This is a genomic window from Lysinibacillus sp. AR18-8 (assembly GCF_001705465.1).
Taxonomy (GTDB): Bacteria; Bacillota; Bacilli; order Bacillales_A; family Planococcaceae; genus Lysinibacillus; species Lysinibacillus capsici.
The window spans coordinates 23,499-49,339 of record NZ_MDGU01000014.1 but is presented as its reverse complement, the minus strand read 5'-3'; the positions used below and the strand labels follow the sequence as shown (position 1 = coordinate 49,339).

At 38.4% G+C, this 25,841-nt stretch carries 24 protein-coding genes and 1 other annotated feature; of the genes, 19 read left to right on the top strand and 5 right to left on the bottom strand.

What is annotated here, in order from left to right; translation table 11 throughout:
• The first annotated feature begins 131 nt into the window (after positions 1–131).
• The 3 genes from BFM98_RS12285 to BFM98_RS12280 all read left to right on the top strand — a co-directional run bounded on the left by BFM98_RS12285 (position 132) and on the right by BFM98_RS12280 (position 3,001).
• On the top strand, positions 132–512 hold the full coding sequence (locus tag BFM98_RS12285) for a sigma factor (protein ID WP_254660033.1): 381 nt from the start codon (positions 132–134) through the stop codon (positions 510–512).
• Positions 452–658 carry an RNA polymerase sigma factor gene (locus BFM98_RS24280; protein ID WP_254660032.1) on the top strand — a complete coding sequence of 69 codons (207 nt, stop codon included), beginning with the start codon at positions 452–454 and terminating at the stop codon, positions 656–658. The genes BFM98_RS12285 and BFM98_RS24280 overlap by 61 nt, the downstream gene beginning before the upstream one ends.
• A 198-nt stretch (positions 659–856) precedes the next feature.
• Complete coding sequence (locus BFM98_RS12280; RefSeq protein ID WP_254660031.1) at positions 857–3,001, top strand: bifunctional diguanylate cyclase/phosphodiesterase; 2,145 nt, start codon at positions 857–859, stop codon at positions 2,999–3,001.
• Positions 3,002–3,046: 45 nt separating this feature from the next.
• On the opposite strand, the gene BFM98_RS12275 is transcribed toward BFM98_RS12280, so the two are convergent.
• The 3 genes from BFM98_RS12275 to BFM98_RS12270 form a co-directional block, all read right to left on the bottom strand.
• Entirely contained in the window at positions 3,047–3,238 is a 192-nt protein-coding gene (locus BFM98_RS12275) for an H-type small acid-soluble spore protein (protein ID WP_004226369.1), read from the bottom strand.
• 12 nt (positions 3,239–3,250) lie between these two features.
• Entirely contained in the window at positions 3,251–3,415 is a 165-nt protein-coding gene (locus BFM98_RS23645) for a YfhD family protein (protein WP_004226371.1), read from the bottom strand.
• Positions 3,416–3,546: 131 nt separating this feature from the next.
• Entirely contained in the window at positions 3,547–4,956 is a 1,410-nt protein-coding gene (locus tag BFM98_RS12270; protein WP_066037533.1) for a glycoside hydrolase family 18 protein, read from the bottom strand.
• Between the two features lie 154 nt (positions 4,957–5,110).
• Here BFM98_RS12270 and BFM98_RS12265 point away from each other — a divergent pair, with 154 nt between their 5' ends.
• The 3 genes from BFM98_RS12265 to BFM98_RS12255 all read left to right on the top strand — a co-directional run bounded on the left by BFM98_RS12265 (position 5,111) and on the right by BFM98_RS12255 (position 8,379).
• On the top strand, positions 5,111–6,460 hold the full coding sequence (locus tag BFM98_RS12265; protein WP_066037532.1) for an FAD-binding oxidoreductase: 1,350 nt from the start codon (positions 5,111–5,113) through the stop codon (positions 6,458–6,460).
• Between the two features lie 125 nt (positions 6,461–6,585).
• On the top strand, positions 6,586–7,377 hold the full coding sequence (locus BFM98_RS12260; protein ID WP_048393651.1) for an alpha/beta fold hydrolase: 792 nt from the start codon (positions 6,586–6,588) through the stop codon (positions 7,375–7,377).
• Positions 7,378–7,401: 24 nt separating this feature from the next.
• Positions 7,402–8,379: a sensor domain-containing diguanylate cyclase gene (locus BFM98_RS12255; RefSeq protein ID WP_066037531.1), complete on the top strand. Its 978-nt coding sequence runs from the start codon at positions 7,402–7,404 to the stop codon at positions 8,377–8,379.
• A 7-nt stretch (positions 8,380–8,386) separates the two neighbouring features.
• Here the strand turns inward: BFM98_RS12255 and BFM98_RS12250 are convergent, their stop codons facing one another.
• Entirely contained in the window at positions 8,387–8,782 is a 396-nt protein-coding gene (locus BFM98_RS12250) for a (deoxy)nucleoside triphosphate pyrophosphohydrolase (protein ID WP_048393654.1), read from the bottom strand.
• Positions 8,783–8,954: 172 nt separating this feature from the next.
• Between BFM98_RS12250 and BFM98_RS12245 the strand changes: the two genes are divergently transcribed.
• From BFM98_RS12245 to pheT, 3 genes are all read left to right on the top strand, one after another.
• Positions 8,955–9,719, top strand: a complete 765-nt coding sequence (locus tag BFM98_RS12245; RefSeq protein WP_048393656.1) for a TrmH family RNA methyltransferase — start codon at positions 8,955–8,957, stop codon at positions 9,717–9,719.
• A 90-nt stretch (positions 9,720–9,809) separates the two neighbouring features.
• Positions 9,810–10,050, top strand: a binding site (T-box leader).
• 59 nt (positions 10,051–10,109) lie between these two features.
• Complete coding sequence (gene pheS, locus BFM98_RS12240; protein ID WP_004226385.1) at positions 10,110–11,147, top strand: phenylalanine--tRNA ligase subunit alpha; 1,038 nt, start codon at positions 10,110–10,112, stop codon at positions 11,145–11,147.
• 12 nt (positions 11,148–11,159) lie between these two features.
• Positions 11,160–13,577, top strand: coding sequence for a phenylalanine--tRNA ligase subunit beta (pheT, locus tag BFM98_RS12235; RefSeq protein ID WP_048393658.1), 2,418 nt, complete (start codon positions 11,160–11,162; stop codon positions 13,575–13,577).
• 182 nt (positions 13,578–13,759) lie between these two features.
• On the opposite strand, the gene rnhC is transcribed toward pheT, so the two are convergent.
• Positions 13,760–14,683, bottom strand: coding sequence for a ribonuclease HIII (rnhC, locus tag BFM98_RS12230; protein ID WP_066037530.1), 924 nt, complete (start codon positions 14,681–14,683; stop codon positions 13,760–13,762).
• Between the two features lie 135 nt (positions 14,684–14,818).
• Here rnhC and zapA point away from each other — a divergent pair, with 135 nt between their 5' ends.
• The 10 genes from zapA (at position 14,819) to BFM98_RS12180 (ending at position 25,776) form a co-directional block, all read left to right on the top strand.
• A complete protein-coding gene (zapA, locus tag BFM98_RS12225) occupies positions 14,819–15,079 on the top strand; it encodes a cell division protein ZapA (RefSeq protein WP_016991554.1) in 261 nt (86 codons plus the stop codon).
• A gap of 5 nt (positions 15,080–15,084) precedes the next feature.
• A complete protein-coding gene (locus BFM98_RS12220) occupies positions 15,085–15,624 on the top strand; it encodes a CvpA family protein (protein ID WP_004226395.1) in 540 nt (179 codons plus the stop codon).
• Between the two features lie 58 nt (positions 15,625–15,682).
• Positions 15,683–17,392, top strand: coding sequence for a DNA polymerase/3'-5' exonuclease PolX (polX, locus tag BFM98_RS12215; RefSeq protein ID WP_066037529.1), 1,710 nt, complete (start codon positions 15,683–15,685; stop codon positions 17,390–17,392).
• An 18-nt stretch (positions 17,393–17,410) separates the two neighbouring features.
• Positions 17,411–19,777, top strand: a complete 2,367-nt coding sequence (locus tag BFM98_RS12210; protein ID WP_048393664.1) for an endonuclease MutS2 — start codon at positions 17,411–17,413, stop codon at positions 19,775–19,777.
• A 22-nt stretch (positions 19,778–19,799) separates the two neighbouring features.
• Positions 19,800–20,213, top strand: a complete 414-nt coding sequence (locus tag BFM98_RS12205) for a DUF350 domain-containing protein (protein ID WP_008179180.1) — start codon at positions 19,800–19,802, stop codon at positions 20,211–20,213.
• Between the two features lie 447 nt (positions 20,214–20,660).
• The gene (locus tag BFM98_RS12200) at positions 20,661–22,355 is read left to right on the top strand and encodes an AMP-binding protein (protein WP_054549979.1); all 1,695 of its coding nucleotides are present in this window, start codon (positions 20,661–20,663) and stop codon (positions 22,353–22,355) included.
• A gap of 138 nt (positions 22,356–22,493) precedes the next feature.
• Positions 22,494–23,075, top strand: a complete 582-nt coding sequence (locus BFM98_RS12195) for a fatty acid metabolism transcriptional regulator FadR (RefSeq protein WP_054549980.1) — start codon at positions 22,494–22,496, stop codon at positions 23,073–23,075.
• 14 nt (positions 23,076–23,089) lie between these two features.
• Complete coding sequence (locus tag BFM98_RS12190; protein ID WP_004226413.1) at positions 23,090–23,863, top strand: enoyl-CoA hydratase; 774 nt, start codon at positions 23,090–23,092, stop codon at positions 23,861–23,863.
• Between the two features lie 114 nt (positions 23,864–23,977).
• A complete protein-coding gene (locus tag BFM98_RS12185; protein ID WP_004226415.1) occupies positions 23,978–24,751 on the top strand; it encodes an electron transfer flavoprotein subunit beta/FixA family protein in 774 nt (257 codons plus the stop codon).
• A 47-nt stretch (positions 24,752–24,798) separates the two neighbouring features.
• Positions 24,799–25,776 (top strand): electron transfer flavoprotein subunit alpha/FixB family protein, encoded by a 978-nt coding sequence (locus tag BFM98_RS12180; RefSeq protein ID WP_054549982.1) that lies wholly within the window; start codon positions 24,799–24,801, stop codon positions 25,774–25,776.
• Positions 25,777–25,841: the final 65 nt, after the last annotated feature.

Sequence of the window (25,841 nt, the reverse complement as noted above, 5' to 3'; positions counted from 1 at the left end):
ATATGCCAGGCATTTTATTCTTTCTGCGCGCTGAAATGTTGAAAATGGGCATTAGCTCTCAAACAACATGACAGTCTAAGATTGTGTTACCTAGGAATATTAAACTGTGCACAGTTGACAGGAAGAGTGGTATGTCCATTCGCAACAATCGCAAACTTTCATTAACACAATCGTTTGAAGAAATTTTAGAGGCTGTGCAACCAATGATTACAGCCATTTTTACGCAGCTTCATATTTACAAGGATTTTGATTACTATCGTCATATTGCTTCTATTGCGGTATGGAGGGCATGGCTAAAAGCAGATCCAGCAAAGGGACAATTTTCTGCTTATCTTTATTCTTCGATAAAAGGTGAGATTCTAAATGAATTATCAAAGGAAAAAAACTATTCAGAGCGAATAACGGTTGTTGATGGTGAAACACTCAATTTTATTCTTAGTGATATGGAGGGATGGGACAATCAAAAAATCCTAGCTTACTTGAAATTAAGTTGTCTCAGCTTAAGCAGATAGAAAGAGAAATATTACTACTTTATTATGTAGAAGGTTACAGTGATCAAGAAATAGCTAATGCATTAGGCTTATCCGCTGTTGCTATTAAAAAAAGAAGAGGTAGAATCATCCAGAGATTGAAACATCAACTTTCCAGGGTGGAATAAAGAACTAAAAATATCAAAAGTATGCTAATATTGAAATAAAATGAATATTAGCATACTTCACATAGGTGCATACAAATTCCGATAAAAGTGTTATGATTTGTAAGAAGTCAAAGAAATATACAATTCAAATTTAAATAATCGATATAGATAGATAAAATTTCCTAGTGAATGTTTATATAGTAGTATGGAGGGTTTGGAGTGGAGAGATGGTTTAATCAGATAGAGAAAAAAGAAATTTGGTACATGGTATTACCCTTATTACTTGTCATACCATTACTGAGCTTTAGCAATCAAATATATGGTGTTTTCCAAGGTAACATGTATCAAGATATAAAATTGGTGATACAAATATTAATCATTGTTTTTACAATGGCAATTGCGATCCAATCCTATTTAGTATTTTCACACTTATTATCCAATCAAACTTTATACATAGGAAACATGTTTTTCATTATTGCCTTATTAGAATTAGTTAGCTTGTTTTTTAGCCAATCTAGAGAATGGAACTTTATGAACGAGCCCCTACATATATTAATACGTTTATACTTAGCCATTGGATTTATACTTATTATTTTAAACCCTAAAAAGCGATTAACCATGAATCATCGGATACTGACATATGGTTGTTCGATGCTTTTCGTTCTAGGAAGCGTTTTTCTGGCTTATTATTCGCCCAAAGTATTGCCTAAAAATTGGTTAGATACGATTGATAATATGGTACACTTAATTGCTATTATTCTTCAAATTTTAACCATTGCTATTGTTAGTACATATGTAAAAAAATTACCAAAGCGTTCCATGTGGCTAATTAGCGCAGCTATTTCCCTTATTGTGAGTGATGTCTTCTTTATTGTTAGTCAAGATCAAAATGCGATATGGGATTTCTCAGCACTGATCTATCAGTTTTTAGCATTCTATTTTTTCCTAAAGGCGATTTATTATACATCTGTGGAAAAACCCTTTCAGCAGCTGTTGAAAATAAAAAAGGATCTTGAACAATCTCAACAGGAGCTTCGATTTCAAGCTTATCATGATGATATTACATTGTTGCCAAATGAACATTTTTTACTTAAGACGTTAAAAGAAAATTTACATGAACATAAAGCGCAAAAGGCTATCATTGCCATAGAAATTGATCGCTTTGCGGCGATTCGTTCGTCCATTGGGATTAGTAACTCTAATAAAATGATGAAACTTGTTGCAGAGCGAATTCAATCGATTGTACCTCCACATTATTTTGCAACTAAACTGCGTGAAGGACAATTTGTTATTTATATTGACCATGTAAAGACGATTGAGGAACTACTACAATTTTGCTTAAATCTTAAAAGTGCCATGGCAGATCCTTTACAGGTCCAATTATTTTCATTGAATGGCAGTCTAAATATTGGGATTGCTCTTTATGAGGAGCAATGGACTGGTGAAGAGCTATTAATGCATGCACAGTTAGCGATGCGAGAAGCTAGACAAATACCTCAAAGATTTCTTTTTTATAAACCATACATGTCTAAAGGTATTGCAGATCGAATATTGTTAGAGCAAGACTTACATAATGCGTTAGCCAATAATGAATTTTATTTAGACTATCAACCACAGGTCAACTTAAAAACAGGCACCATTGAATCGGTCGAAGCTTTGGTTCGCTGGCGTCATCCAACTCGGGGATTTGTTCCACCTGATGTCTTTATTCCTATTGCTGAAGAATGTGGCCTTATTATCCCGCTAGGTAAATGGATTTTAGAAAACGCATGCACTCAAGCGAAAATATGGGAGAAACAAGGCTTACCTCCGATGAAAGTGGCAGTGAATTTATCACTTGGCCAGTTATTTCAACAGGATTTAGTAGAAATGGTACAAGATATTTTACATCGTACCAATTTAGATCCGTCATTTTTACAATTAGAAATTACAGAAAGTATGACGATGAATATTGATCAAATGACACAGCTATTACATGAGTTAAAGGCATTAGGCATCCAAATTGCTGTAGATGATTTTGGAACAGGTTATTCCTCTCTATCTTATTTAAAGGAATTCCCAATTGATTGTTTAAAAATTGACCGAACATTTGTGAGAAACGTGCCACATAATCCGAATGATGAAGCACTTGTTTCCATGATTATTTCGATGGCTAAACATTTACGTTTGAAGGTTGTGGCAGAGGGCATTGAAGAAGTGGAGCAATTATCTTTTCTAATAGATGGTGGCTGTGATTATATTCAGGGCTATCTATTCAGTAAGCCAATATCCCCACAGCAAATTACGGAAACCTATAAAGATTTACATCATCGTGTGGAGGAAGTATTAACACAACTTCAATATATTGAAGATTATAGTATTTAAAAAAAGAACCTGCTTATTGCTATTGAGTAAGCAGGTTCTTGCTGTTTAGTGAACGAGATATTCTTCTTTTAATTCGGATATAGCTACTTCAGATCGCTCTTCTAAAGAACGGCGTAGGTGAACTGTCGCTGTTTTTTCATCATCGTGGAGCTGATCGATCCAGATGGAAACACCATTATAGCTCACTTCAAATTCTAAAGGTGAGGCGACAATTTCTTGTGCACGTTGAAAATCCAACTGAAGCCCCCCTTATTTTTTCTGCTTATTCTTATTTTGCGTTACTGTGTTAATTAGCTCCATAAACTCTTGAGAAAATTCCTCACTCACCTTGTTTGGTGCAATCTTTTGGTTTTTTGGCGTTTGAGGTAATGAGCCTTTATTATTGCTTTGACCTTGTTTATTGTCTCTTCCCATGTGAGTTGCTCCTTTCCTGTTGATATAAATTAATATGGCTTTGAAATGAACTTTTTATCCCGTCAGCACAGATCGCACTTCACAAGGAAAAATTCGCATAGCTCTTTGTTTATTGCGAACAATAATGAGTATTAAGATTTTTTAACAGAAAAATTATCGTTTAATAAAACCCAATTTTGAGGAAACGGGAATCCTAATGCCCAATAACTAATGCCACGTAAGTTGTAATGTTTAGTCATGTCAAATTTGGCTTGTGCACTTCTCGCATCTTCAAACCATACCTCGTGTTGCCTTCCTTGCTCATCAACATATCGATAAAAAGGAGATTGTGCCGTTGGATCATATTGGATTGTTGCCCCGTACTTGATGGCCCTATTGAGCGCTTCCTGCGGGCTAAACGTTTCGGCTTCTTGGCCTTTGACATGAGGCAAGAGCCAATCACGCGCATACAACTCAAAACCCAATAAGATTTTATCAGCTGGTATTTCAGTTAAAGCATACTCCACGACTCTTCGCATTTCATTAATCGGGGAAATAGCTTGTGGAGGGCCAAGACGATAGCCCCATTCATATGTCATTAATACAACAAAATCTGCTATTCTCCCATGTGCTTCGTAATCATGCGCTTCATATAATGTCCCAGTTTGTGAAGCACTTGTTTTAGGTGCGAGCGCTGTTGAAACTAAATAGCCTTTTGGATGAAGGGTATCCACAGCCAATTGAATAAAGGCATTGAAATTTTCGCGATCAGCAGGTAAAACATTTTCAAAATCAATATTTAATACTTGATAACCTTTATCTTGCATCACCTGTAATACATTATTCATGACCTTTTTACTTAACTCTGGACTGGACAAGACGACATGTGCTAAATTAGAGCCTTCTTCTGTAGAAGTAAAATTAGTGAGCGTTAACATTGGGATAATTTGTTTAGCCTTTGCTGCCGCTATCATATTTTCATCATTAATGGGCTGTAATGTCCCATCTTCCTTCATCTTATAAGCAAAAGGACTAAAATAAGTTAGTAGATGACCAATAGCATTAATGGAGTCTACAGCTTCATCTGAAGGTTGGTAGGAATAAGCATTGACTTCAATCGTTGGTAATTTTCTTGGAATCATCAATTGTGAACCAACATAAAGCATATTGGGATTGTTTAGTTTATTTTCTATAGCAATGGCTTGAACGGTCGTACCATAGCGCTGTGCTATTTGCCATAAAGTTTCTCCTGGCTGCACGATATGAACAATGGGTGGAATAATTAATTTCGTTCCTGGTGTTAATTGATCGGGATTCGTTAGATGATTTTCTAATATGATAGATTGCAAGGGAACGCTAAATTTCTGTGCGATTGACCATAACGTATCTCCTTTTTGAACGGTATAAATTGTATAAGGAGAAGGGATAACCAGTGATTGTCCGATGGCTAATTGATCAGGAGTAGCTAATGCATTTAATTGGCTAATAGATTGAACGGGTACAGCATAACGATTAGCGATTTGCCACAGTGTTTCGCCAGCACTTACCACATGGATAAGCATAGAACACCTCCAACACGTTGTTGTTATTAGTGCATCATATGTTTCAAGTGTGAAAAAGAGTATTTTAGTGTGATTCTAGAAAAAAGCTGAAATTTCAAATTCTTTCTCAATGAGTTGCATAGGATAAGTATCATTGTGAGAAAGGGGCTTGATGTTGAAAAAGGCGAAGCTCACAGGAAGAATCGTCACGCCTGAAGATTCGGATTATGAACAAGCGAGAACGAATAATAATTTAAATAATCCCAAATATCCGAGTGTCATTGTGTTTTGTCAAAAAACGAAAGATGTGGTTAATGCCTTAAAATGGGCTAGAGAAAACAATGAGCCTTTCAGAATTCGAAGCGGTCGTCATAGCTATGAAAATTTTTCTTTAGTAAATAAAGGGCTTGTCATTGATGTAAGTGATATGAATGATATTTCGGTAAATCTATCAGAAATGACGGCTAGAATTGATGCTGGAGCTAATATGGGAAACGTATACCGTACATTATGGGAGCATGGTGTTACCATTCCTGCTGGTACAGAAAGTAGTGTTGGGGTGGTCGGTTTGACACTTGGTGGTGGGATTGGGATGCTATCACGACCATTTGGATTAACTTGTGACAATCTTATTGAAATCGAAACGGTGGTAGCTAGTGAACATGAGGGTGCTCAGGTAATCAGAGCGAATAAGCAACAACATCATGATTTGTTTTGGGCAAGTCGTGGTGGAGGAGGAGGCAATTTTGGTATAGTCACTTCTTTGACATTCAAGCTTCATGCGATTAATGAGGTATCACTGTTCTCTATTACATGGGGATGGGATGACTTTGAAGTGGCCTTTGATGCATGGCAAAAATGGGCTCCCTATACAGATAAGAGTCTAACCTCACAGATTGAGCTAAAAACAAAGGAAGTAGGTGAGATAGTCGCACAAGGTGAGTTTATAGGAACAGCAGCTGAATTAAAGAAATTGCTTCGCCCTCTTAGAAAAACAGGCTTGCCAACAAGTATTTGGATAAAGGAAGTGCCATATAGCAAGGCAATAGAATTTTTTGATTTACCAAGCGGTAATCAGCCTGCCTATCGAAAAAGATCAGGGTCATTTTTGGAGAGACCGTTTCCATATAAGGCGATTCAGAGGATGAAAGAATTTTTAGCCCATGCACCTAATTCAAATACAACAATATGGCAACAGTCTTTAAGAGGAGCAGTAGGTGAAATTGCTCCCCAGCATACAGCCTATTACTATCGCAATGCGATAATAGCTCAAGAATATAATACTTCCTGGAAAAAACCGAAAGAGGAAGAACAAAATATTAAGTGGGTAGAAAATTTACGTCAAGCTTTATCACCTTATACGTCTGGTGATTATGTGAATTTTCCAGATCGATATATTAAGGACTGGCATACAGCCTATTACGGACGTAATTTTAGAAGGCTTCGTGAAGTGAAAACAAAATATGATCCGTATAATGTATTTCAATTTCAGCAGAGTATCCCACCTATTAGGAAGTGGTTGTAGCTGGAGAATGGAGCAGGTGAAGCGGCACTCCTGCTCCTTTTTGATTTTCACGTTTTAGCTTGATAAATACTGTTTAAGGGGTCACAATAAAACTATTACATATATTTCTAAAAGGATTGATTGGAATGGAAAATATTGTTGTTCGTAATAATGTAACAATACTCGGACAAGGGGACCAACCGCTTATTTTTGCACATGGATTTGGCTGTGATCAAAATATGTGGCGTTTCATTACGCCTGCATTTATGGACAAATATAAGATTATATTATTCGATTATGTAGGCTCAGGTAACTCAGATATAAATGCCTATTCATCAGAGAAATATCAATCGTTACAGGGCTATGTACAAGATTTATTGGACATTATTGAAACGCTATCATTACAAAATAGTATTTTTGTAGGGCATTCCATTAGTGCCATGATAGGACTGCTCGCATCTATCCAGCACCCTGACTATTTTAAGAAATTGATTATGATTGGTCCTTCTCCCTGTTATTTAAATGATGATGGTTATCGAGGGGGATTTGAGCGAAGTGATATAGCAGAGTTACTAGACATGATGGAAATGAACTTTACAGGTTGGGCTAGCTATATGGCACCTATTGCAATGAGTAATCCTGAACAGCCAGCATTAACACAGGAATTGAAGCAAACCTTTATAGCAGCAGACCCTATCATTGCAAAGGAATTTGCTGAGGTCACATTTTTATCTGATCATCGAAGTGAATTACCAAAGGTCTCTGTTCCTTCGTTAATTATCCAATGCTCGGAAGATAGTATTGTGCCAAGTAGTGTTGGAGATTATTTGCATCAGCATCTCAAAAATAGCACGTTACAATTAATGGAAGCAAAAGGTCATTATCCACATATTAGTCACCCAAATGAAACGATACAATGTATTGCAGATTTTTTGTAGGGAAAAATGAAAGGATTTTCAACAATGGAAAAACGACTCAACAATGCACCATGTGGATTTCTTTCCATCACACATGAAGGGCTTATTTCAGAAATCAATCGAACCCTGCTAGATTGGATCGGCTATGAGCAAGAGGAATTATTACATATGCATCTAGAAATTCTTCTATCTACGCCCAATAAGATGATTTTTCACTCTTATTTTTATCCTATGATTAATCTAGAGGGGCAAGTAGAGGAATTATTCATTCATCTCAAACAGAAGGACGGAATGTCGGTTCCGTTTTTAATGAATGCCAAATTGTACAAAGAGGATTTGGTAGAGCGCATTGATTGTATTTTAGTAAAGATGAAAAAGCGCATAGATTATGAACAAGAATTACGATCAGCCAAAAAACTACTTGAGGCTGCCTATCAAGAAAAGGATCGTGCATTAGCTAATTTGGAGCAAATTCATGTAGAAATAGAACATCAGCAGGCGAAATTATTGGAAATGAATGCTGCTTTAGTAGAATTATCAATGACTGATAAACTGACCGGCTTGAAAAACAGGAGATTTTTCCAGGAACAACTCGAAAAACATTTTAATCATTTTCATGAGACAGCAGAAATTTTTTCGTTATGCATTTTAGATATCGATCATTTCAAAAAGGTCAATGATACATATGGTCATCAAGTTGGAGACGATGTCCTCGTACAATTGGCACAACTATTACAAATACAAGTACGTCTAGAAGATATCGTCGCTCGTTATGGTGGGGAGGAGTTTATTATCATCCTACCTGAGACCGAGATACCTGCGGCAAAAGAAATCGGCGAAAAAATTAGACACACCGTGGAGCAGGATGGTTGGCCAACAGGCAGTCTTACGATCAGTATGGGAATTGCCACAGTAACTTCAGAAGATACAGAGACGACATTGATAAAAAAAGCAGATAAAGCATTGTATGGATCGAAAGAGCACGGACGAAACAAAGTCACTCATTTTCATGAGATAAAGTGACTAGCCTTTACAATTCGGCCATTAATTTTTGAATAGAAGGAAGATCTGCTGGAGCAAATGGAAGGTCAAGCAATTGGTTGCGGGGAACCCATCTTGCTTCAGCATGTTCTAGAATTTGAGGTGTGCCTTTAATAATTGAAGCTTTGTATGTTTCTAAATGAACGAAAAATTGTTCGTATTCATGGAGTGTTACAGCCACTTGTTTACCTACTTGAATCGTACAGTTAAATTCCTCAAGAATTTCTCGAGAAAGTGCCTGTTTTGGTGTTTCACCCTGCTCTATTTTACCGCCAGGGAATTCCCAATAATTTGCTAATACCATTTGGGGGTTTCTTAAAGCACAGAAAATTTCTTGTTGCTCATTTTCAATTATAGCCCCTACTACATGTATTGTTTTTTTCATTTATATACCTCACTTTGTGTCTTCGTTAGATATGTATGATTATAGCATGTTTAAGTTGTACGCCACTTGCCACCACTGGAAAATAACAGTTTTCTTACTTAGCTATGAAATTTGCTATTTCGTAGGGTATAATAGTGGTCAATATATAGGAAAAAGGCGGTAAGAGGTAGCGATGAAGAGAATTGAATCTACGCAAAATGCGTTAGTGAAATATTGGAAAAAGTTGGCGACAACAAGAAAAGAGCGTGAACGTTCGGGTGAATTCCTAGTAGAGGGCTTTCATCTTGTTGAAGAAGCATTAAAAAATAAAAACCAAGTATTACAAATTATAGTGCGTGAAGGTATCGATTTGCCAATGTTATGGCCAATCGATGATATAGCTATTGTAGAGGTATCGACTGCGGTAGCGAAGGAATTTGCGGAGACAGAAACTTCCCAAGGTGTTTTTGCTGTATGTAAACAGCCCGTCTTAGAGGATAATGTGATGACTACTTGGCGAAAAGTGTTATTAATTGATGCTGTCCAAGATCCTGGTAACATTGGAACGATGATTCGTACAGCAGATGCTGCAGGTTTAGATGCTGTAATTTTAGGAAAAGGCTGTGCCGATCTTTATAATCCTAAAACACTACGTGCTGCTCAAGGTTCGCATTTCCATATTCCGGTAGTGCGTGGAGATTTAGCAGAATGGATAGATATATTACAGGATCAAGGTGTACCGGTATTTGGTACTGCATTAGATGAGGAAGCGGTGCCGTATAGTGATATTCAGCATACGGGTGCATTTGCGATTATTATGGGGAATGAAGGAAGTGGCATTCAGCCTCAGTTATTAGCGATGACAGATCAAAATATGATCATTCCTCTTTTTGGACAGGCTGAATCATTAAACGTCGCAGTAGCAACAGGTATTGTTTTATATGGCTTTGCCAAGTAATTAATTGCTCATTGTGGGATTGAGGCAGTTGTCTCTTGATTTGCTACAGTCCATTATTGTATAATTTATTCTAAAATGTATGTTTAAATAATAAATGCTTTGACCGGGAAGTAGTAAAGATTGTGAATGGACGACAGGGAGCGTAGGCCAGAGATTGAGAGCCAACGCCGTATCAATGCAGTTTTGAATTCAGCCCGCGAGCAGCTACCGGGACCAGTGTACTGCTGTAAAGGTAAGCCGGCTTTATCAAGTCGTTATGTCAATGAAGTGATTGTAAGGCTTTGCTTTGCAATAACTAGGGTGGTACCGCGAAAATGTCCTCGTCCCTTTTTAGGGGCGAGTTTTTTTATGCCTAAAAAGCAGGCATTTATTTTCTGAGGAGGTTTTAACATGGAAGAGCAATTAAAACAATTAGAGCAAGAAGCACTTGCTAAAATTGAAGCAGCTGCAAATTTAAAAGAATTGAATGAAGTACGTGTTGCGTATTTAGGAAAAAAAGGACCTATCACTGATTTACTAAAAGGGATGGGCAAATTATCAGCTGAAGAACGTCCGAAAATGGGTGCTTTAGTGAATAATGTTCGTGAAAATGTAACGGCAGTATTAGAAACAAAGATTACCGTGTTGGAAGAGGCAGCCATTGCTGAAAAATTAGCGAGTGAGTCGATTGATGTCACTTTACCAGGTCGTGAAATTAAAGTGGGGAACCGTCACCCTTTAACACGTGTCATTGAAGAAATTGAAGATTTATTTATTGGAATGGGCTATGAAATTGCTGAAGGTCCAGAAGTGGAGAAGGATTACTATAACTTTGAAGCACTAAATTTACCAAAAGGTCATCCAGCTCGTGATATGCAAGATTCGTTCTATATTTCCGAGGAAATATTATTACGTACCCATACTTCACCAGTACAGGCTCGTACGATGGAAGCCAAAAAAGGTGAATCGATTCGCATAATTTGTCCTGGTAAAGTATTCCGACGTGATAATGATGATGCAACACATTCACATCAGTTTATGCAAATTGAAGGTTTAGTCATTGGCGAAAATATTCGCATGAGTGACCTAAAAGGAACATTAGATACGTTAGCGAAAAAAATGTTTGGTGCAGACCGCGAAATTCGACTACGTCCGAGCTTCTTCCCATTTACTGAGCCATCAGTAGAGATGGATATCTCTTGTTTCAAATGTGGTGGAGCAGGCTGTAACGTATGTAAGGGCACTGGCTGGATTGAGATTCTAGGAGCAGGTATGGTGCATCCAAACGTATTAGAAATGGCTGGCTATGATCCAAAGAAAGTTTCTGGATTTGCATTTGGTATTGGTGCAGAACGTATTGCGATGTTGAAATATGGTGTTGACGATATTCGTCATTTCTATACAAGTGACACTCGCTTCTTATCACAATTCGAGCGAACAGAAGCGTAAGGGGGATAAAACATGTTAGTTTCATTAGAATGGTTAAAAGATTATATCAATACGCAGGACTTAGCACCTGAGCTATTAGCAGAAAAAATTACACGCTCTGGGATTGAAGTAGATGCAGTAATTGATCGTGCTAATGCTATGGATAAAGTTGTAGTTGGTTATGTAGTTTCTAAGGAGAAACATCCAGAGGCTGATAAGTTAAATATTTGCCAAGTTGACGTTGGCGAAGCAGAGCCTCAACAAATAATTTGTGGTGCACCGAATGTTGATGCTGGTCAAAAAGTCATTGTTGCTCGTCCAGGTGCACATTTACCAGGTGGCATTAAAATCAAAAAAGCAAAACTTCGCGGTCATGAATCGAACGGAATGATTTGTTCCTTACAAGAGCTTGGAATCGAAGGAAAGCTTGTGCCTAAGGCATACTCAGAAGGTATCTTTGTCCTACCAGCAGATGCAGAAGTGGGCACAGATGCACTGGCTATATTGGGCCTACGTGATACAGTGTTGGAACTAGGACTAACACCAAACCGCTCAGATGCCCTTTCAATGCTAGGTGTAGCGTATGAAGTAGGTGCCATTCTTTCAGAGGAAATTAAATATCCAGAAATTTCCTATCAAACTGCTAGTGAAAAAGCACAGGATTACCTGAAGCTTCATGTAGAAGATTTACAAGCAAATCCTATGTATGTAGCAAAAGTTGTGAAAAACGTAAAAATCGGTGAATCACCGATGTGGCTACAAAATCGTCTAATGGCTGCGGGAGTACGTCCACACAATAATGTCGTAGATGTAACGAACTATGTATTAATGGAATATGGTCAACCTTTACATGCTTTTGACTATGATAGTCTAGCAACGGGTGAAATCGTTGTTCGTAAAGCAACAGAAGGTGAAAAAATTACAACATTAGATGACCAAGAACGTACATTAAAAGCTTCAGATTTAGTCATTACAAATGGCAAAGAGCCAGTAGCCATTGCTGGTGTAATGGGTGGTGCTAATTCAGAGGTAACAGATTCAACAACGACTGTTGTCATTGAGTCAGCCTATTTTGATGGTTTAACAGTGCGTCAAACGTCTCGTCATCTTGGCCTACGTTCAGATGCATCGGCTCGTTTCGAAAAAGGGGTAGACCCAAATCGTGTCTTACCAGCTGCTGAACGTGCTGCCGCTCTACTTGCTGAATTAGCAGGAGGCGAAGTATTAGAAGGTACATGTTTAGTAGATGAGTTAGATAAAACACCAGCGCGAGTAGTCGTTTCCCCAGATTTTATTAATGAACGTTTAGGTATGAAGATTGCATTAGAAGATATGCTTTCTATTTTAGAGCGTTTAAAATTTGGTGTAGAGGCAGCAAATGGTTTATTAATTATTGATGCACCAACACGTCGCCAAGATATTAAAATTGAAGAGGATATCGTGGAGGAAATTGCTCGTCTTTATGGTTATGATGAAATCCCAATGACATTACCAGAGGGTGCAACACAAGTAGGTAATTTATCACCTTACCAAGCAAATCGACGTGTTGTTCGTCATTACATGGAAGGGGCTGGCCTGTATCAAGCGGTAACTTATTCGTTAACGTCGGATGCATTGTCACAACGTTTTGCTTTGAAAGCAGAGCCGGTAACTCGCTTGCTTATGCCAATGAGTGAGGAGCGTTCTACATTACGTCAAAGCCTTATTCCACATTTAATCGAAGCGGCGGCTTATAATGTTGCACGTCAAGCTGAAGGCGTGGCTTTATATGAAATTGGCTCCGTGTTCCTTGGTCAATCAGATGAGGGGCAACCATATGAGGAAGAGCATGTGGCAGCAGTACTAACTGGCAAATGGCTAGACCATGCTTGGCAAGGTGAGAAAAAAGCTGTAGATTTCTTTGTGCTAAAAGGTATCATCGAAGGTGTCATTGGCAAACTTGGCTTAGCAAATCGCATGACATTTGTGAAATCACAAGTGGATGGCTTACATCCAGGTCGTACGGCTAGCATTTTATTGGATGGCAAGCAAGTCGGCATCATTGGTGGACTTCACCCAGCAGAGCAAAAAGCATGGGGTGTAAAAGACACGTATGTAATGGAAATGAATTTAGTGGCGCTATTAAGTGCAACGGCACAAGAAGCACCACTTGCCTATACACCAGTACCTCGTTTCCCAGCTATGTCTCGCGATATCGCTCTTATAATGGACCGTACAACAACAGCGGGCGAAGTAATGGAAGCTATTGATGCAGCGGGTGTGAAACTATTAAAAGATATCCGCGTATTCGATGTTTACGAAGGGGAGAAAATGGAAGCAGGTAAAAAATCGGTTGCCTTCTCACTCACATACTTTGATCCAGAACGTACTTTAACAGACGAAGAAGTAGTGGCCGCACATAACAAAGTGTTAAAAGCCATTGCTACGATTGCAGGCACAGAAGTACGATAATATATGAAAAAAGACTGTCTTACGAGGCAGTCTTTTTTTGTTTGAGAATGGTGAAGATGATGATCCAAAAGGTGAAGAATGAATGATCCAAAAAATGAGGAAAGCGCTCAAAAAGGTTCCTAATGCGTCTCACGCTCATCAGGAACCCCAAAAAAGCTTTTTTAAGCAACCAATAGTATGATTTACTTCATCTTCCGTGCTTTATCAGTGTTGGCGAAATGCCATTTTGTGATGGAGCGTAGAAATTCTTCGCCCTGATTACGCCAGATTCGGGCTGCTTGCACATCTACCTTGTTAGAGGCGCCCTTCATTAATGTAAGCCCTGTAATGTCACTCAAACGGTCCATTTCCTTTAAAAAGGCAGCACGAGCTAAAATAGATGCTGTAGCCACAGCTACATGTAATTGTTCTGCTTTAGTAGAAAAGTAGACATTCTCTTGTACAAGTTCACGTTCATTTTTTAAATAATTGTAATAGACACCACGTTCAGCAAACTGGTCGATTAAGATAAATTCAGGTTTTTCAGGTGCCATTTTTGATAGTGTGTTTTGTAGTGCCTTGTTATGCATCATGGCTTTCATTTTACCTTGGGAATAGCCTTTCGCTTGTAAGTTGTTATATTTCTCGTTGCGTAAGACGAGAACACTATGGACACAGGCTGCACGCAAATCAGGTGCAATTTTCCTCATATAGTCATCTGTTAGCAATTTTGAATCTTTTACGCCAAGCTCATTCATGAGTTCGATTTTGGAAGTAGGTACATATACTGCTGCTACAGTGATTGGACCAAAATAATCACCTGTGCCTGTTTCGTCTGAGCCTAAGACAGACATGGTTGCGAAATTGTTAGGCAGTACATCCCCTTTTGCCCCGATAGTGGAGAGTGGAGTAGCAGTTTTTTCAACAGTTCCCCAACGTGCTGCCTCACGTTCAGCACCGCCCCCCTGAAACATTAATTTGCCTGATTTATACATAGTTATGGCTGTATCTGGTAGTTTTGCCGCAAAAATGACTCCCGGAGCCTTTCGTTCTATAAAGTGCGATGCATAGTAAGCCATCACCTCTTTTTGAATATTTGTTGAAATGGAAAGCACAATATTTGCCATTTAATCGTTCCTTTCTGTCCTCGTTGTTCACAATTTTATACCTTTCATGGTATGATAATAAATAGCTTTTTTGTGTGATGGTGCTCACAAGCCTCTAAAATCGTGTGTGCATCGAATTTATAGGAGGGTGCGACTATGGAAAAACAAGAAAAGAATAAAATTTCTGTTGAAATATATGGTCATACATATAAAATGGTCGGCTCTGAATCCATTGGCCATATGCGACTTGTTGCTTCGATTGTTGATGACCGTATGCGCGAGATGAACGTACATAATCCCTCACTTGATAGCACAAAACTTGCTGTTCTGACAGCAGTAAATACAGTTCATGATTATTTACTATTAAAAGAACGAATGGAGCAATTAGAAGAAGAATTGAAAAAGTTAAAGGGTTGAAGAGAATGTTAGATTTAATCATATTAGTGGTACTGTTAGCTGGTATAGGCGTCGGTGCAAAACGAGGTTTTATTGTACAGATGATGCATATTGTCAGCTTTGTAGTAGCCCTAATTGTTGCGTATATTTATTATAAGCCATTAGCACAAAAATTTGTATTTTGGGTTCCGTATCCAGGTGTCACTGACACAGGTAGCCTTGGCGTTGTCATTGATAGTCTAGATTTAGACCGCACCTTTTATCGGGTAATTGCCTTTGCTGTTATTTTCTTTGCAGTAAAAATAACGTTGCAAATCGTGGCATCGATATTTGACTTTATCGCGTATTTGCCGGTGCTAAATACAGTGAATCGTTGGCTTGGGGCGTTACTTGGCATGATTGAAAACTATTTAATTATGTTTATTTTGCTATATGTGTGCGCCTTATTACCAGTAGATGCCATACAAAATTTAATGTCGAAGTCATTGTTAAGTGGTCTTATGTTGGAGCATACACCAATTATTACAAAGATGTTCCAAAACTGGTGGTATATTTATATGCAATAGTAACTGTGCACTTCTCTCTGTCTTGAGGGAAGTGTTTTTACGATAGGAGGAATTACTAATGAATAAAAAAACAATTATTCGCACACTCGAAAAAATTGCTTTATATATGGAACTACAGGGAGAAAATCCATTCAAGGTATCAGCCTTTCGAAAGGCTGCAGCAGCACTAGAGGGGGACGAGCGTTCATTAAGCGAAATGGATGATGTAACAAAACTCAAAGGTATTGGCAAGGGTACTGCGGCTGTAATAGAGGACTTAATGTTAACAGGTGAATCGAGTTTGTTAAAGGAGTTAGAAGAGGTTGTACCTAAAGGGTTACTGCCATTGCTAAAATTACCTGGCTTGGGAGGAAAAAAAATTGCGAAACTACACCAAGAGCTTGGTATTGACTCTGCAGAAAGCTTGAAGGCAGCTTGTGAGGCAGGAAAAGTACGTGAATTAGCTGGATTTGCTGTAAAAACTGAGGAGAAGATTTTAAAGGAGCTAGCCAATTTAGCAAATCGTTCAGAACGACTACCAATTTGGCAGCTTGAGCCTGTGGTTTTACAAATTGAGGCGCTTCTAGGTAGTATGAAGGAAGTAGACCGGTTTTCAGTTGCTGGGAGTTTCCGTCGAGCGTTAGAAACTAGCAAAGATATTGATTTTATTGTTGTGACAGAAGCAGTTGAGGAAGTACGCGAAAAGTTGTTAAATAGCTTGGCCATTCAAGAAGTCGTGGCGGCAGGGGATACAAAAATTTCGGTGATTTTAGACTTAGATGAACCAGTTAGCGTTGATTTCCGTTTAGTGAAAGATAATGAATATGCGACTGCGTTGCATCATTTCACAGGTTCAAAAGATCATAATGTTCGTATGCGGCAAATTGCCAAAGCCCGTGGTGAAAAAATAAGTGAATATGGTGTGGAACAGGAAGGTGGTACCGTTTTGACGTTCCAAGACGAGGCAGCATTTTTCGCTCATTTTGATCTACCTTGGATTCCACCGAGCTTACGGACAGGAACAGTAGAATTTGACAAAACAAACATAATTCAAAACTTAGTTCGACTAGAGGATATTAAAGCTGATTTGCATATGCATACAACATGGTCAGATGGTGCATACTCTGTTGCAGAAATGGGCGAGGCGTTACTAGCACGGGGCTATCAATATAGCGTTATTACAGACCATTCGCAATTCCTAAAAGTAGCAAATGGATTAACGCCAGTGCGTTTAGAAAAGCAGCGTGGAGAAATTGAGGCGTTTAATAAAGCACATCCAGATTTTCATTTGTTTAAAGGGACGGAGATGGATATTTTACCAGACGGCTCACTTGATTTCGAAGATCAGGTGTTAAAAGAGCTCGATTTTGTTATTGCTTCCATTCATTCTAGTTTTACACAATCACAAGATAAAATTATGGCACGTTTACTAACAGCTATGCAAAATCCCTATGTTCATATGATTGCCCATCCGACTGGTCGAATTATTGAAGATCGCGATGGTTATAATCCTGATATGAAACAGTTAATTGCCTGGGCAAAGGAATATGGTAAAATTTTAGAGTTAAATGCAAATCCGTATCGTCTCGATTTATGTGTAGAACATTTAGAAATGGCATGCGCTGCAGGTGTGCCAGTAGCCATCAACACAGATGCGCATGATATTGCACATTTACGTTTTATGGATATTGGGGTTCGCTATGCAAATAGAGCATGGTTACCGAAAGATATGATTGTGAATACATGGACGCGTGAACAGTTTGAAGCGTTCATACAACGAAATAAATAGGCTGAGGAGGTGTTCTCAGTGATTGCAGAACGCGCATTGAAAACACTAGAATACGATAAAGTTAGGCAACAAGTGGCTTCCTATTGTACTTCCTCCATTGGTAAATCTGCCATTGAGGAGCTTGTGCCACAAACAGATTTTGATAAAGTAGTACAATTATTAGAGGAAATGGATGAGGGACTTTCCATTTTGCGTGTGAAGGGCAATGTACCAATGGGAGGAATTTTTGATGTCCGTCCCTCTGCCAGACGTGCTCAAATAGGAGGCATGTTAGCAGCAGTAGAACTAATGGAAATTTCGAGCACGATTCGAGCAAGCCGAATTCTACGCAATTTTATTGAAGATTTAGAAGCCGATGAAGTGATTGATATTCCCCATTTCATCTCCAAAAAGGAAGCAATGCCTGTCCTAACAGGATTGCAACATGAAATTAATAACTGTATTGACGACAATGGAGCTGTCTTAGATTCTGCTAGTCAAACATTGCGCTCTATTCGCCAATCTTTGCGTGCTGAAGAAGGGAAAGTCCGCTCTAAGCTGGAAAGTTTAATTCGGGGAAGTAATGCAGCGAAAATGCTTTCTGATACACTTGTGACAATTCGTAATGATCGCTTTGTTATTCCCGTAAAGCAGGAATATCGTCACCACTATGGTGGGATTGTCCATGACCAATCTTCTTCTGGTCAAACCTTATTTATTGAGCCAGATTCTGTTGTCCAAGCAAACAATGAAATTCATCGCTTGAAAATGAAAGAGCAGGCTGAAATTGAACGTATTTTACTAGCATTAAGTGCAATGGTGCAAGAAGTAGCATCAGATTTATTTAACTTAGTGAAGGTATTAGGCGATATCGATGTCATTTTAGCAAAGGGCAAATATGGCCAAGCCAATAAATGTACAATGCCTAAAATGAATCAGGATGGCTATATCCGACTAATACGTGCACGTCATCCACTACTACCAATAGAATCAGCTATTCCAAATGATATTGAATTTGGTAAAGACATTACAGCTATTGTCATTACAGGTCCTAATACAGGTGGTAAAACGGTGACATTAAAAACGGTTGGTCTGTGTACATTAATGGCACAAGCTGGATTACCAGTGCCAGCATTAGATGGCTCAGAACTTGCTGTATTTGAGCAATTATTTGCCGATATTGGTGATGAGCAATCAATTGAGCAGTCACTTTCTACGTTCTCGTCCCATATGGTTAATATTGTTGACATCCTACAAAAATTTGATCACGAATCACTTGTTCTTTTTGATGAGTTAGGGGCAGGTACTGACCCACAGGAAGGGGCAGCCTTAGCCATCTCAATCTTAGACGAAGTACATGGGCGCGGTGCTCGTGTAATGGCTACAACTCACTATCCTGAGCTAAAAGCTTATGGCTATAATCGACCAGGTGTAGCCAATGCCAGTGTAGAATTTGATATTGAAACTTTGAGCCCGACCTACCGTCTACTTATCGGTGTACCTGGGCGCTCAAATGCATTTGAAATTTCCAGTCGTCTTGGTTTACCTGAATCCATTATTGATCGTGCTAAAGGCTTTACTGGAACCGATCGACATGAGGTTGAATCGATGATTGCCTCATTGGAAGAAACACGTCGCCAATCTGAAGATGATGCAGAGCGTTCGCATGCATTGCTATTAGAATCAGAAACATTACGTAAAGAGCTTCAAGATAAATTGCAAGCCTATGAGGAGCGTAAAGAGGCGCTTGATAAGAAGGCGAAGGAAAAGGCGCGTAAAATTGTTGATGAAGCAAAACGTGAAGCAGAAGCGATTATTGCAGAGCTTCGAGAAATGCGTAAAAATGCTGATCAAGTTGTCAAGGAGCATGAATTGATTGAAGCACGTAAACGCTTGGAAGAAGCAACACCACTTGAAGACAATAAAGTGCTAAAAAAGGCGGCACAAGTCAAAGCTCGTGCACAAAACTTAGTTGTCGGAGACGAGGTAAAGGTGTTAAGCTATGGTCAACGAGGTACTTTGTTAGAAAAGGTGTCAAATACCGAATGGGTTGTCCAAATGGGGATTTTAAAAATGAAAATCTCAGATAGTGATTTGGAATATATTAAACCTGAAAAAGAGCCTGTATTACGAACAGCTGGTGTGAAAAATCGAAATAGTCATGTGAAACTAGAATTAGATTTACGTGGTGAACGCTATGAGGATGCAATCGTAAGAACAGAGAAATATATTGATGATGCATTACTCTCTAATTATGGTCGTGTGTCCATTATTCATGGAGTTGGTACAGGAGCTTTACGTCAAGGTATTCAAAGCTATTTGAAAAAGCATAAGCGCGTAAAATCCTTCCGTTTTGGTGAAGCCGGTGAAGGGGGCTTAGGCGTCACAGTTGTTGAATTGAAATAAGCTATAAAGGGGACGGAGAAAAATGCTGAATTCTGGCTTTTGGCGATATCCAATTATCGAAACGGCAGGATATTTTAGTGTTGTAGTATTATGTTTAGTCGTCTCGATGGCATTGTTCGAAGTCGTTACGAAATATAAAAATTGGGAAGAAATTAAAAAAGGTAATGTCGCTGTGGCTCTTGCAACAGGTGGAAAAATACTAGGGATTTGTAATATCTTCCGCTTTTCCATTGCACGTCATAGTACATTAAGTGAAATGATCGGTTGGGGCCTTTTTGGCTTTACATTATTGATTGTAGCGTATTTCTTATTTGAATTTATGACACCTCGTTTTAACGTTGATCAAGAGATTGCCAATGATAATCGCTCAGTTGGTTTCATTTCCTTTACCATTTCAGTCGGTCTTTCGTTTGTAATTGGGGCAAGTATTGCATAGGAGTGTCATGACATGGAAAAATTAGCAAAAGTACTAATCGTTGTCTGTATTGCATTTTTGGCAGTAGGTGTCTACTATATGTTAACGATTTAAATAAAAAACGCATTCTCTTTATGAGGATGCGTTTTTTGTTAATTGTACATAGCATAAATTTCTACTACAACCTATTAACTTTCTTTCATAAAACTCTATTAAAGGGTAGAAAAATTATTTTTATAATATAGGAATATGCTGGTTATTTTTTTATGGAGTAACTCAAGAATGAACGAGCATTCATAAGGTGTATTCAAATAAATCCCGATAAATATCAATCATATTAATGTTGTTAATTGCATAATAATTAATCGAAAATGCATTTATTTTCTATTTTCTGTTTGAAACTGTATTTCTTTTTCATTATAATAAATATAAGAATTGACAAAGTTTGGGACAAAGGGGAGAGGACGTATGACAGCAAAACCATGGCTAGCAAATTATCCTGAAGAAGTACCATCGTCTTTAACGTTTGAGGAAATTCCAGTGCAAGAGTTTTTGACACGTGCCTATAAAAAGAATCCATCCAAAGTAGCGATTCATTTTATGGGAAAGGATTTGACGTACACCGAGCTATATGAGTCAGCTTTAAGGTTCGCAAACTATTTACAAGCACTAGGTGTGGAAAAGGGAGATCGAGTAGCAATTATGCTTCCTAACACGCCACAAAGTGTAATCGCTTACTATGGTGCCATGTATGCAGGTGCTGTTGTAGTACAAACAAATCCACTTTATACTGAACGTGAGCTTCAATATCAAATGGCTGATTCAGGAGCAAAGGTTATTCTCGTAATGGATATTTTATATCCGAGAGTCATGAAAATTATAAAAGAGACAGCTCTTGAAAATGTCATTGTGACAGCTATTAAAGATTATTTACCATTCCCAAAAAATTTAGTCTATCCATTTATTCAAAAAAAGCAGTATGGCTTTAGTGTCAAGGTTGAACATAGCGGCCAAAATCATCTGTTTTCAGAAATAATGCGTTCAGCACCAATTAAGATAATTGACAATATGCCATTTGATTTTGAAGAAGACCTAGCACTCCTTCAATATACGGGTGGGACAACAGGTTTCCCAAAAGGCGTTATGCTGACCCATAAAAATTTAATTGCCAATACGACAATGTGTGATGCTTGGATGTATAAATGTGTTCATGGTGAAGAAACCATTATGGGCATTCTACCATTCTTCCACGTCTATGGCATGACAACTGTTATGCTTTTATCTGTATTTACTCAAAATAGAATGGTGCTTTTACCGAAGTTTGATGCTGAAACGGCATTAAAGACGATTGATAAACAAAAACCAACACTGTTCCCCGGCGCACCAACCTTATACATCGGCCTTTTAAATCACCCAGACATTGCGAATTATGATTTATCATCCATTAAGGCATGCTTAAGTGGCTCTGCTTCATTGCCAATTGAAGTGCAAGAGAAGTTTGAGGCAGTGACTGGTGGAAAGCTAGTAGAAGGATATGGGTTAACAGAAACCTCACCTGTAACACATGCTACGCCAATTTGGGGGAAGCGGGTGATTGGCTCGATTGGTTTACCTTGGCCAAATACAGAAGCGGTTATTTTACGTACAGGTGATACAGAAGAGCTACCTATTGGTGAAGTTGGTGAAATTGCTGTTAAAGGACCACAAGTAATGAAGGGCTACTGGAATCGTCCAGAGGATACAGCTGCGACATTTGCTGATGGTTGGTTTTTAACAGGTGATCTTGGTTATATGGATGAGCAAGGCTTCTTCTATGTAGTAGATCGTAAAAAAGATTTAATAATAGCAGGCGGCTTTAATATTTATCCACGTGAAGTAGAAGAAGTGTTATATGAACGTGAAGAGATCCAAGAGTGCGTAGTAGCAGGCATACCTGATCCGTATCGTGGTGAAACAGTTAAAGCTTATATTGTATTAAAAGAAGGATATTCGATTACTGAGGACGAATTAAATAAATATTGCCGTCAGCATCTAGCAGCTTTTAAAGTTCCGCGTTATTATGAATTTAGAGAAGAGCTGCCAAAAACAGCTGTAGGAAAAATTTTGCGTCGTACGTTAGTTGAAGAAGAAAAAACAAAATTAGCGAATAAAGAAGCGAAATAAATACCTGTGAAAGTATTGACAAGCAATGCTGTAAAATATAATATGAAAATATGAATGAATGACCATTCATATTTTCATATTTTTTTAGGTTTACACGTCATATCGACGTGCGCATGTTTTTTAGGTGGTGATATAAAAGTGAAACGAGATAAGCCAAAATATAAACAAATTATTGATGCAGCTGTCATCGTTATTGCGGAAAATGGGTATCACCAAGCGCAAGTATCGAAAATCGCCAAACAGGCAGGGGTGGCCGATGGAACAATCTATTTATATTTTAAAAATAAAGAAGATATATTAATTTCTGTCTTTAATGAAAAAATGGCTGTTTTTGTAGAGTCATTACAAGATATAATAGAAAAGGGGAGTACGTCTAAAGACAAACTTTCACGAATGATTGAAAATCATTTTAATGTTCTAGCGACAGATCGATACCTAGCAACTGTCACACAATTAGAGCTTCGCCAGTCAAACAAAGACTTACGATTAAAAATTAATTCGGTATTGCGCGAGTATTTACAGCTACTTGATCAAATTTTAATCGAGGGTATGCTTACAGGTGAGTTCAATCAGACGATGGATGTACGCTTGGCTCGACAAATGGTTTTTGGAACAATTGATGAAACTATTACGTCGTGGGTTATGAATGACTATCGATATGATTTGATGGAACAGGTTCCAAAGGTTCAGGCATTAATCCTGAACGGCATTAAAGCTTAAAAGGATGTGGAGAAATGGAATTTCTAAGTTGGAAAGTAGAAGATGGAGTAGCGATTATTACAATTGCACGTCCACCAGCAAATGCATTATCTCGCGGTATTATTGCAGAAGTTAACGCTGTGCTTGATGCTGTAGAACACGATGATGCTGTAAGAGTCCTTGTACTTCATGGTGAAGGCCGTTTCTTCTCTGCAGGGGCAGATATTAAAGAATTTATTGGGGTAGAATCTGGTGAGGAATTTACAAAGCTAGCTAGCAACGGGCAGCAGGTTTTTGAGCGTGTTGAATCGTTTTCTAAGCCTGTAATTGCAGCCATCCATGGTGCGGCATTAGGCGGAGGGCTTGAGTTAGCAATGAGCTGTCATATGCGATTTGTCACTGAATCAGCAAAATTAGGTTTACCTGAATTACAATTAGGGCTTATTCCTGGTTTTGGTGGTACACAGCGCTTACCACGCTATGTTGGAGTAGCAAAGGCTGCTGAAATGATGTTTACAAGTGAACCAATCTCTGGTAATGAAGCTGTTCAGTGGGGCTTAGCAAACCGTTCATTCTCAGACGAAGCATTGCTAGAAGAAACGTTAAAGATTGCTAAGAGCATTGCTAAGAAAAGCCCAATTGCTTTAAAAGCAGCTATTCAAACATTGCAATATGCAAAGCATGCATCATTCTATGAAGGCATTGAAGCAGAGGCTAAATCCTTTGGGACAGTATTTGTCACAGAAGATGCCAAAGAAGGAATTCAAGCATTCATTGAAAAGCGTGAGCCTGTGTTTACTGGCAAATAATTTTCCAAATGTCGATAGCAACGTTCAGTATGTTATCGGCGTTATCGAAACTGAAAATATATAATATTTATAAGTTTACTTAGAATTATAAAACGTTCCAGGAGGTATGGATATATGAACATTTTTGCATTAATTAAACGCACATTTGATACAGAAGAAAAAATCGTTGTGTCGGGTGGTAAAATCCAAGAGGACGGCGCAGAATTCATTATCAACCCTTATGATGAATATGCCATTGAAGAGGCAATCCAAGTTCGCGATGCTGCTGGTGGTAAGGTAACAGTGGTGACAATTGGTGGCGAGGATGCAGAGAAGCAATTACGTACAGCACTTGCTATGGGAGCAGACGAAGCAGTGCTTATTAATACAGAAGATGATTTAGATGAGCTGGACCAACATGCAGCAGCTTATCTACTAGCAGAATACTTAAAAGATAAAGATGCAGATTTAATTTTAACAGGAAATGTTGCGATTGATGGTGGTTCAGGGCAAGTTGGTCCACGTGTTGCTGATTTATTGGATATGAATTATGTAACTACGATTACAAAACTTGAAATTGACGGAACATCTGCGAAAATTGTTCGCGATATCGAAGGTGATTCAGAGGTAATTGAAACTTCTTTACCGTTATTAGTAACTGCTCAGCAAGGTTTAAATGAGCCTCGTTACCCATCTCTACCAGGTATTATGAAAGCGAAAAAGAAACCGCTTGCAGAGCTTGAGTTAGATGATTTAGATATCGATGAAGATGATGTAGAAGTGAAGATTGAAACCGTAGACATCTTCTTACCAGCTCAAAAAGCAGCAGGCCGTATTTTAGAAGGCGACCTTTCTGCCCAAGCAAAAGAACTGGTAAATCTACTTCACACGGAAGCAAAAGTTGTTTAATTATTTGATGTCAATCGAATCTTAAAGGGTAACGGAGGGAATATGCTATGTCAAAAAAAGTATTAGTATTAAGTGAAGTTCGTGAAGGAAGCTTACGTAATGTTTCTTTCGAAGCAATTGCAGCTGCAAAACAAATCGCTGATGGTGGCGAAGTTGTTGGGGTACTTTTAGGGGATGCTGTAGCAGGTTTAACAGGTCCATTATTTGAATATGGTGCTGATCGAGTAGTAACAGTGGAACACCCGCATTTAAAACAATATACATCTGATGGCTATAGTCAAGCACTATTAGCTGTTATCGAGCAAGAACAACCAGCAGGTATTGTCTTTGGTCATACAGCAAATGGGAAAGATTTATCGCCAAAAATTGCAAGCAAATTGCAAGCAGGTCTAGTATCTGATGTCACTGCTATTGAAGGTGCAGGCGACGATGTGGTATTCATCCGACCAATTTACTCTGGTAAAGCCTTTGAAAAAGTAAAAGTTAAAGAAGGCGTTGTCTTAGCTTCTATTCGTCCAAATAACATTACACCTTTAGAAAAAGCAGAAGGTAAAACAGGTGATGTGTCTGCCATCTCTGTAGAGATTACAAATCTGCGCACAATTATTAAAGAAGTTGTTCGTAAATCTTCAGAAGGTGTAGATCTTTCAGAAGCGAAAGTAGTTGTTGCAGGTGGTCGTGGCGTGAAGTCAGAAGAAGGCTTTGAGCCATTAAAAGAGCTAGCTGATTTACTAGGCGGTGCAGTAGGTGCATCACGTGGTGCATGTGACGCTGAATACTGTGATTACTCGCTGCAAATCGGACAAACAGGTAAGGTTGTAACACCAGATCTTTATATTGCAGCAGGTATTTCGGGCGCAATTCAGCATTTAGCTGGAATGTCCAATTCAAAAGTCATTGTTGCTATCAATAAAGATCCTGAAGCAAATATTTTCAAAGTAGCGGATTATGGTATCGTAGGAGATTTATTTGAAGTTATTCCGCTTCTAATTGAAGAATTTAAAGCATTAAAAGTGAATGCGTAATACAGATGCAGGAAGGGATAACCCTTCCTGTTTTTTTATATTGCTTTCCATTTTAAAAAGTACTA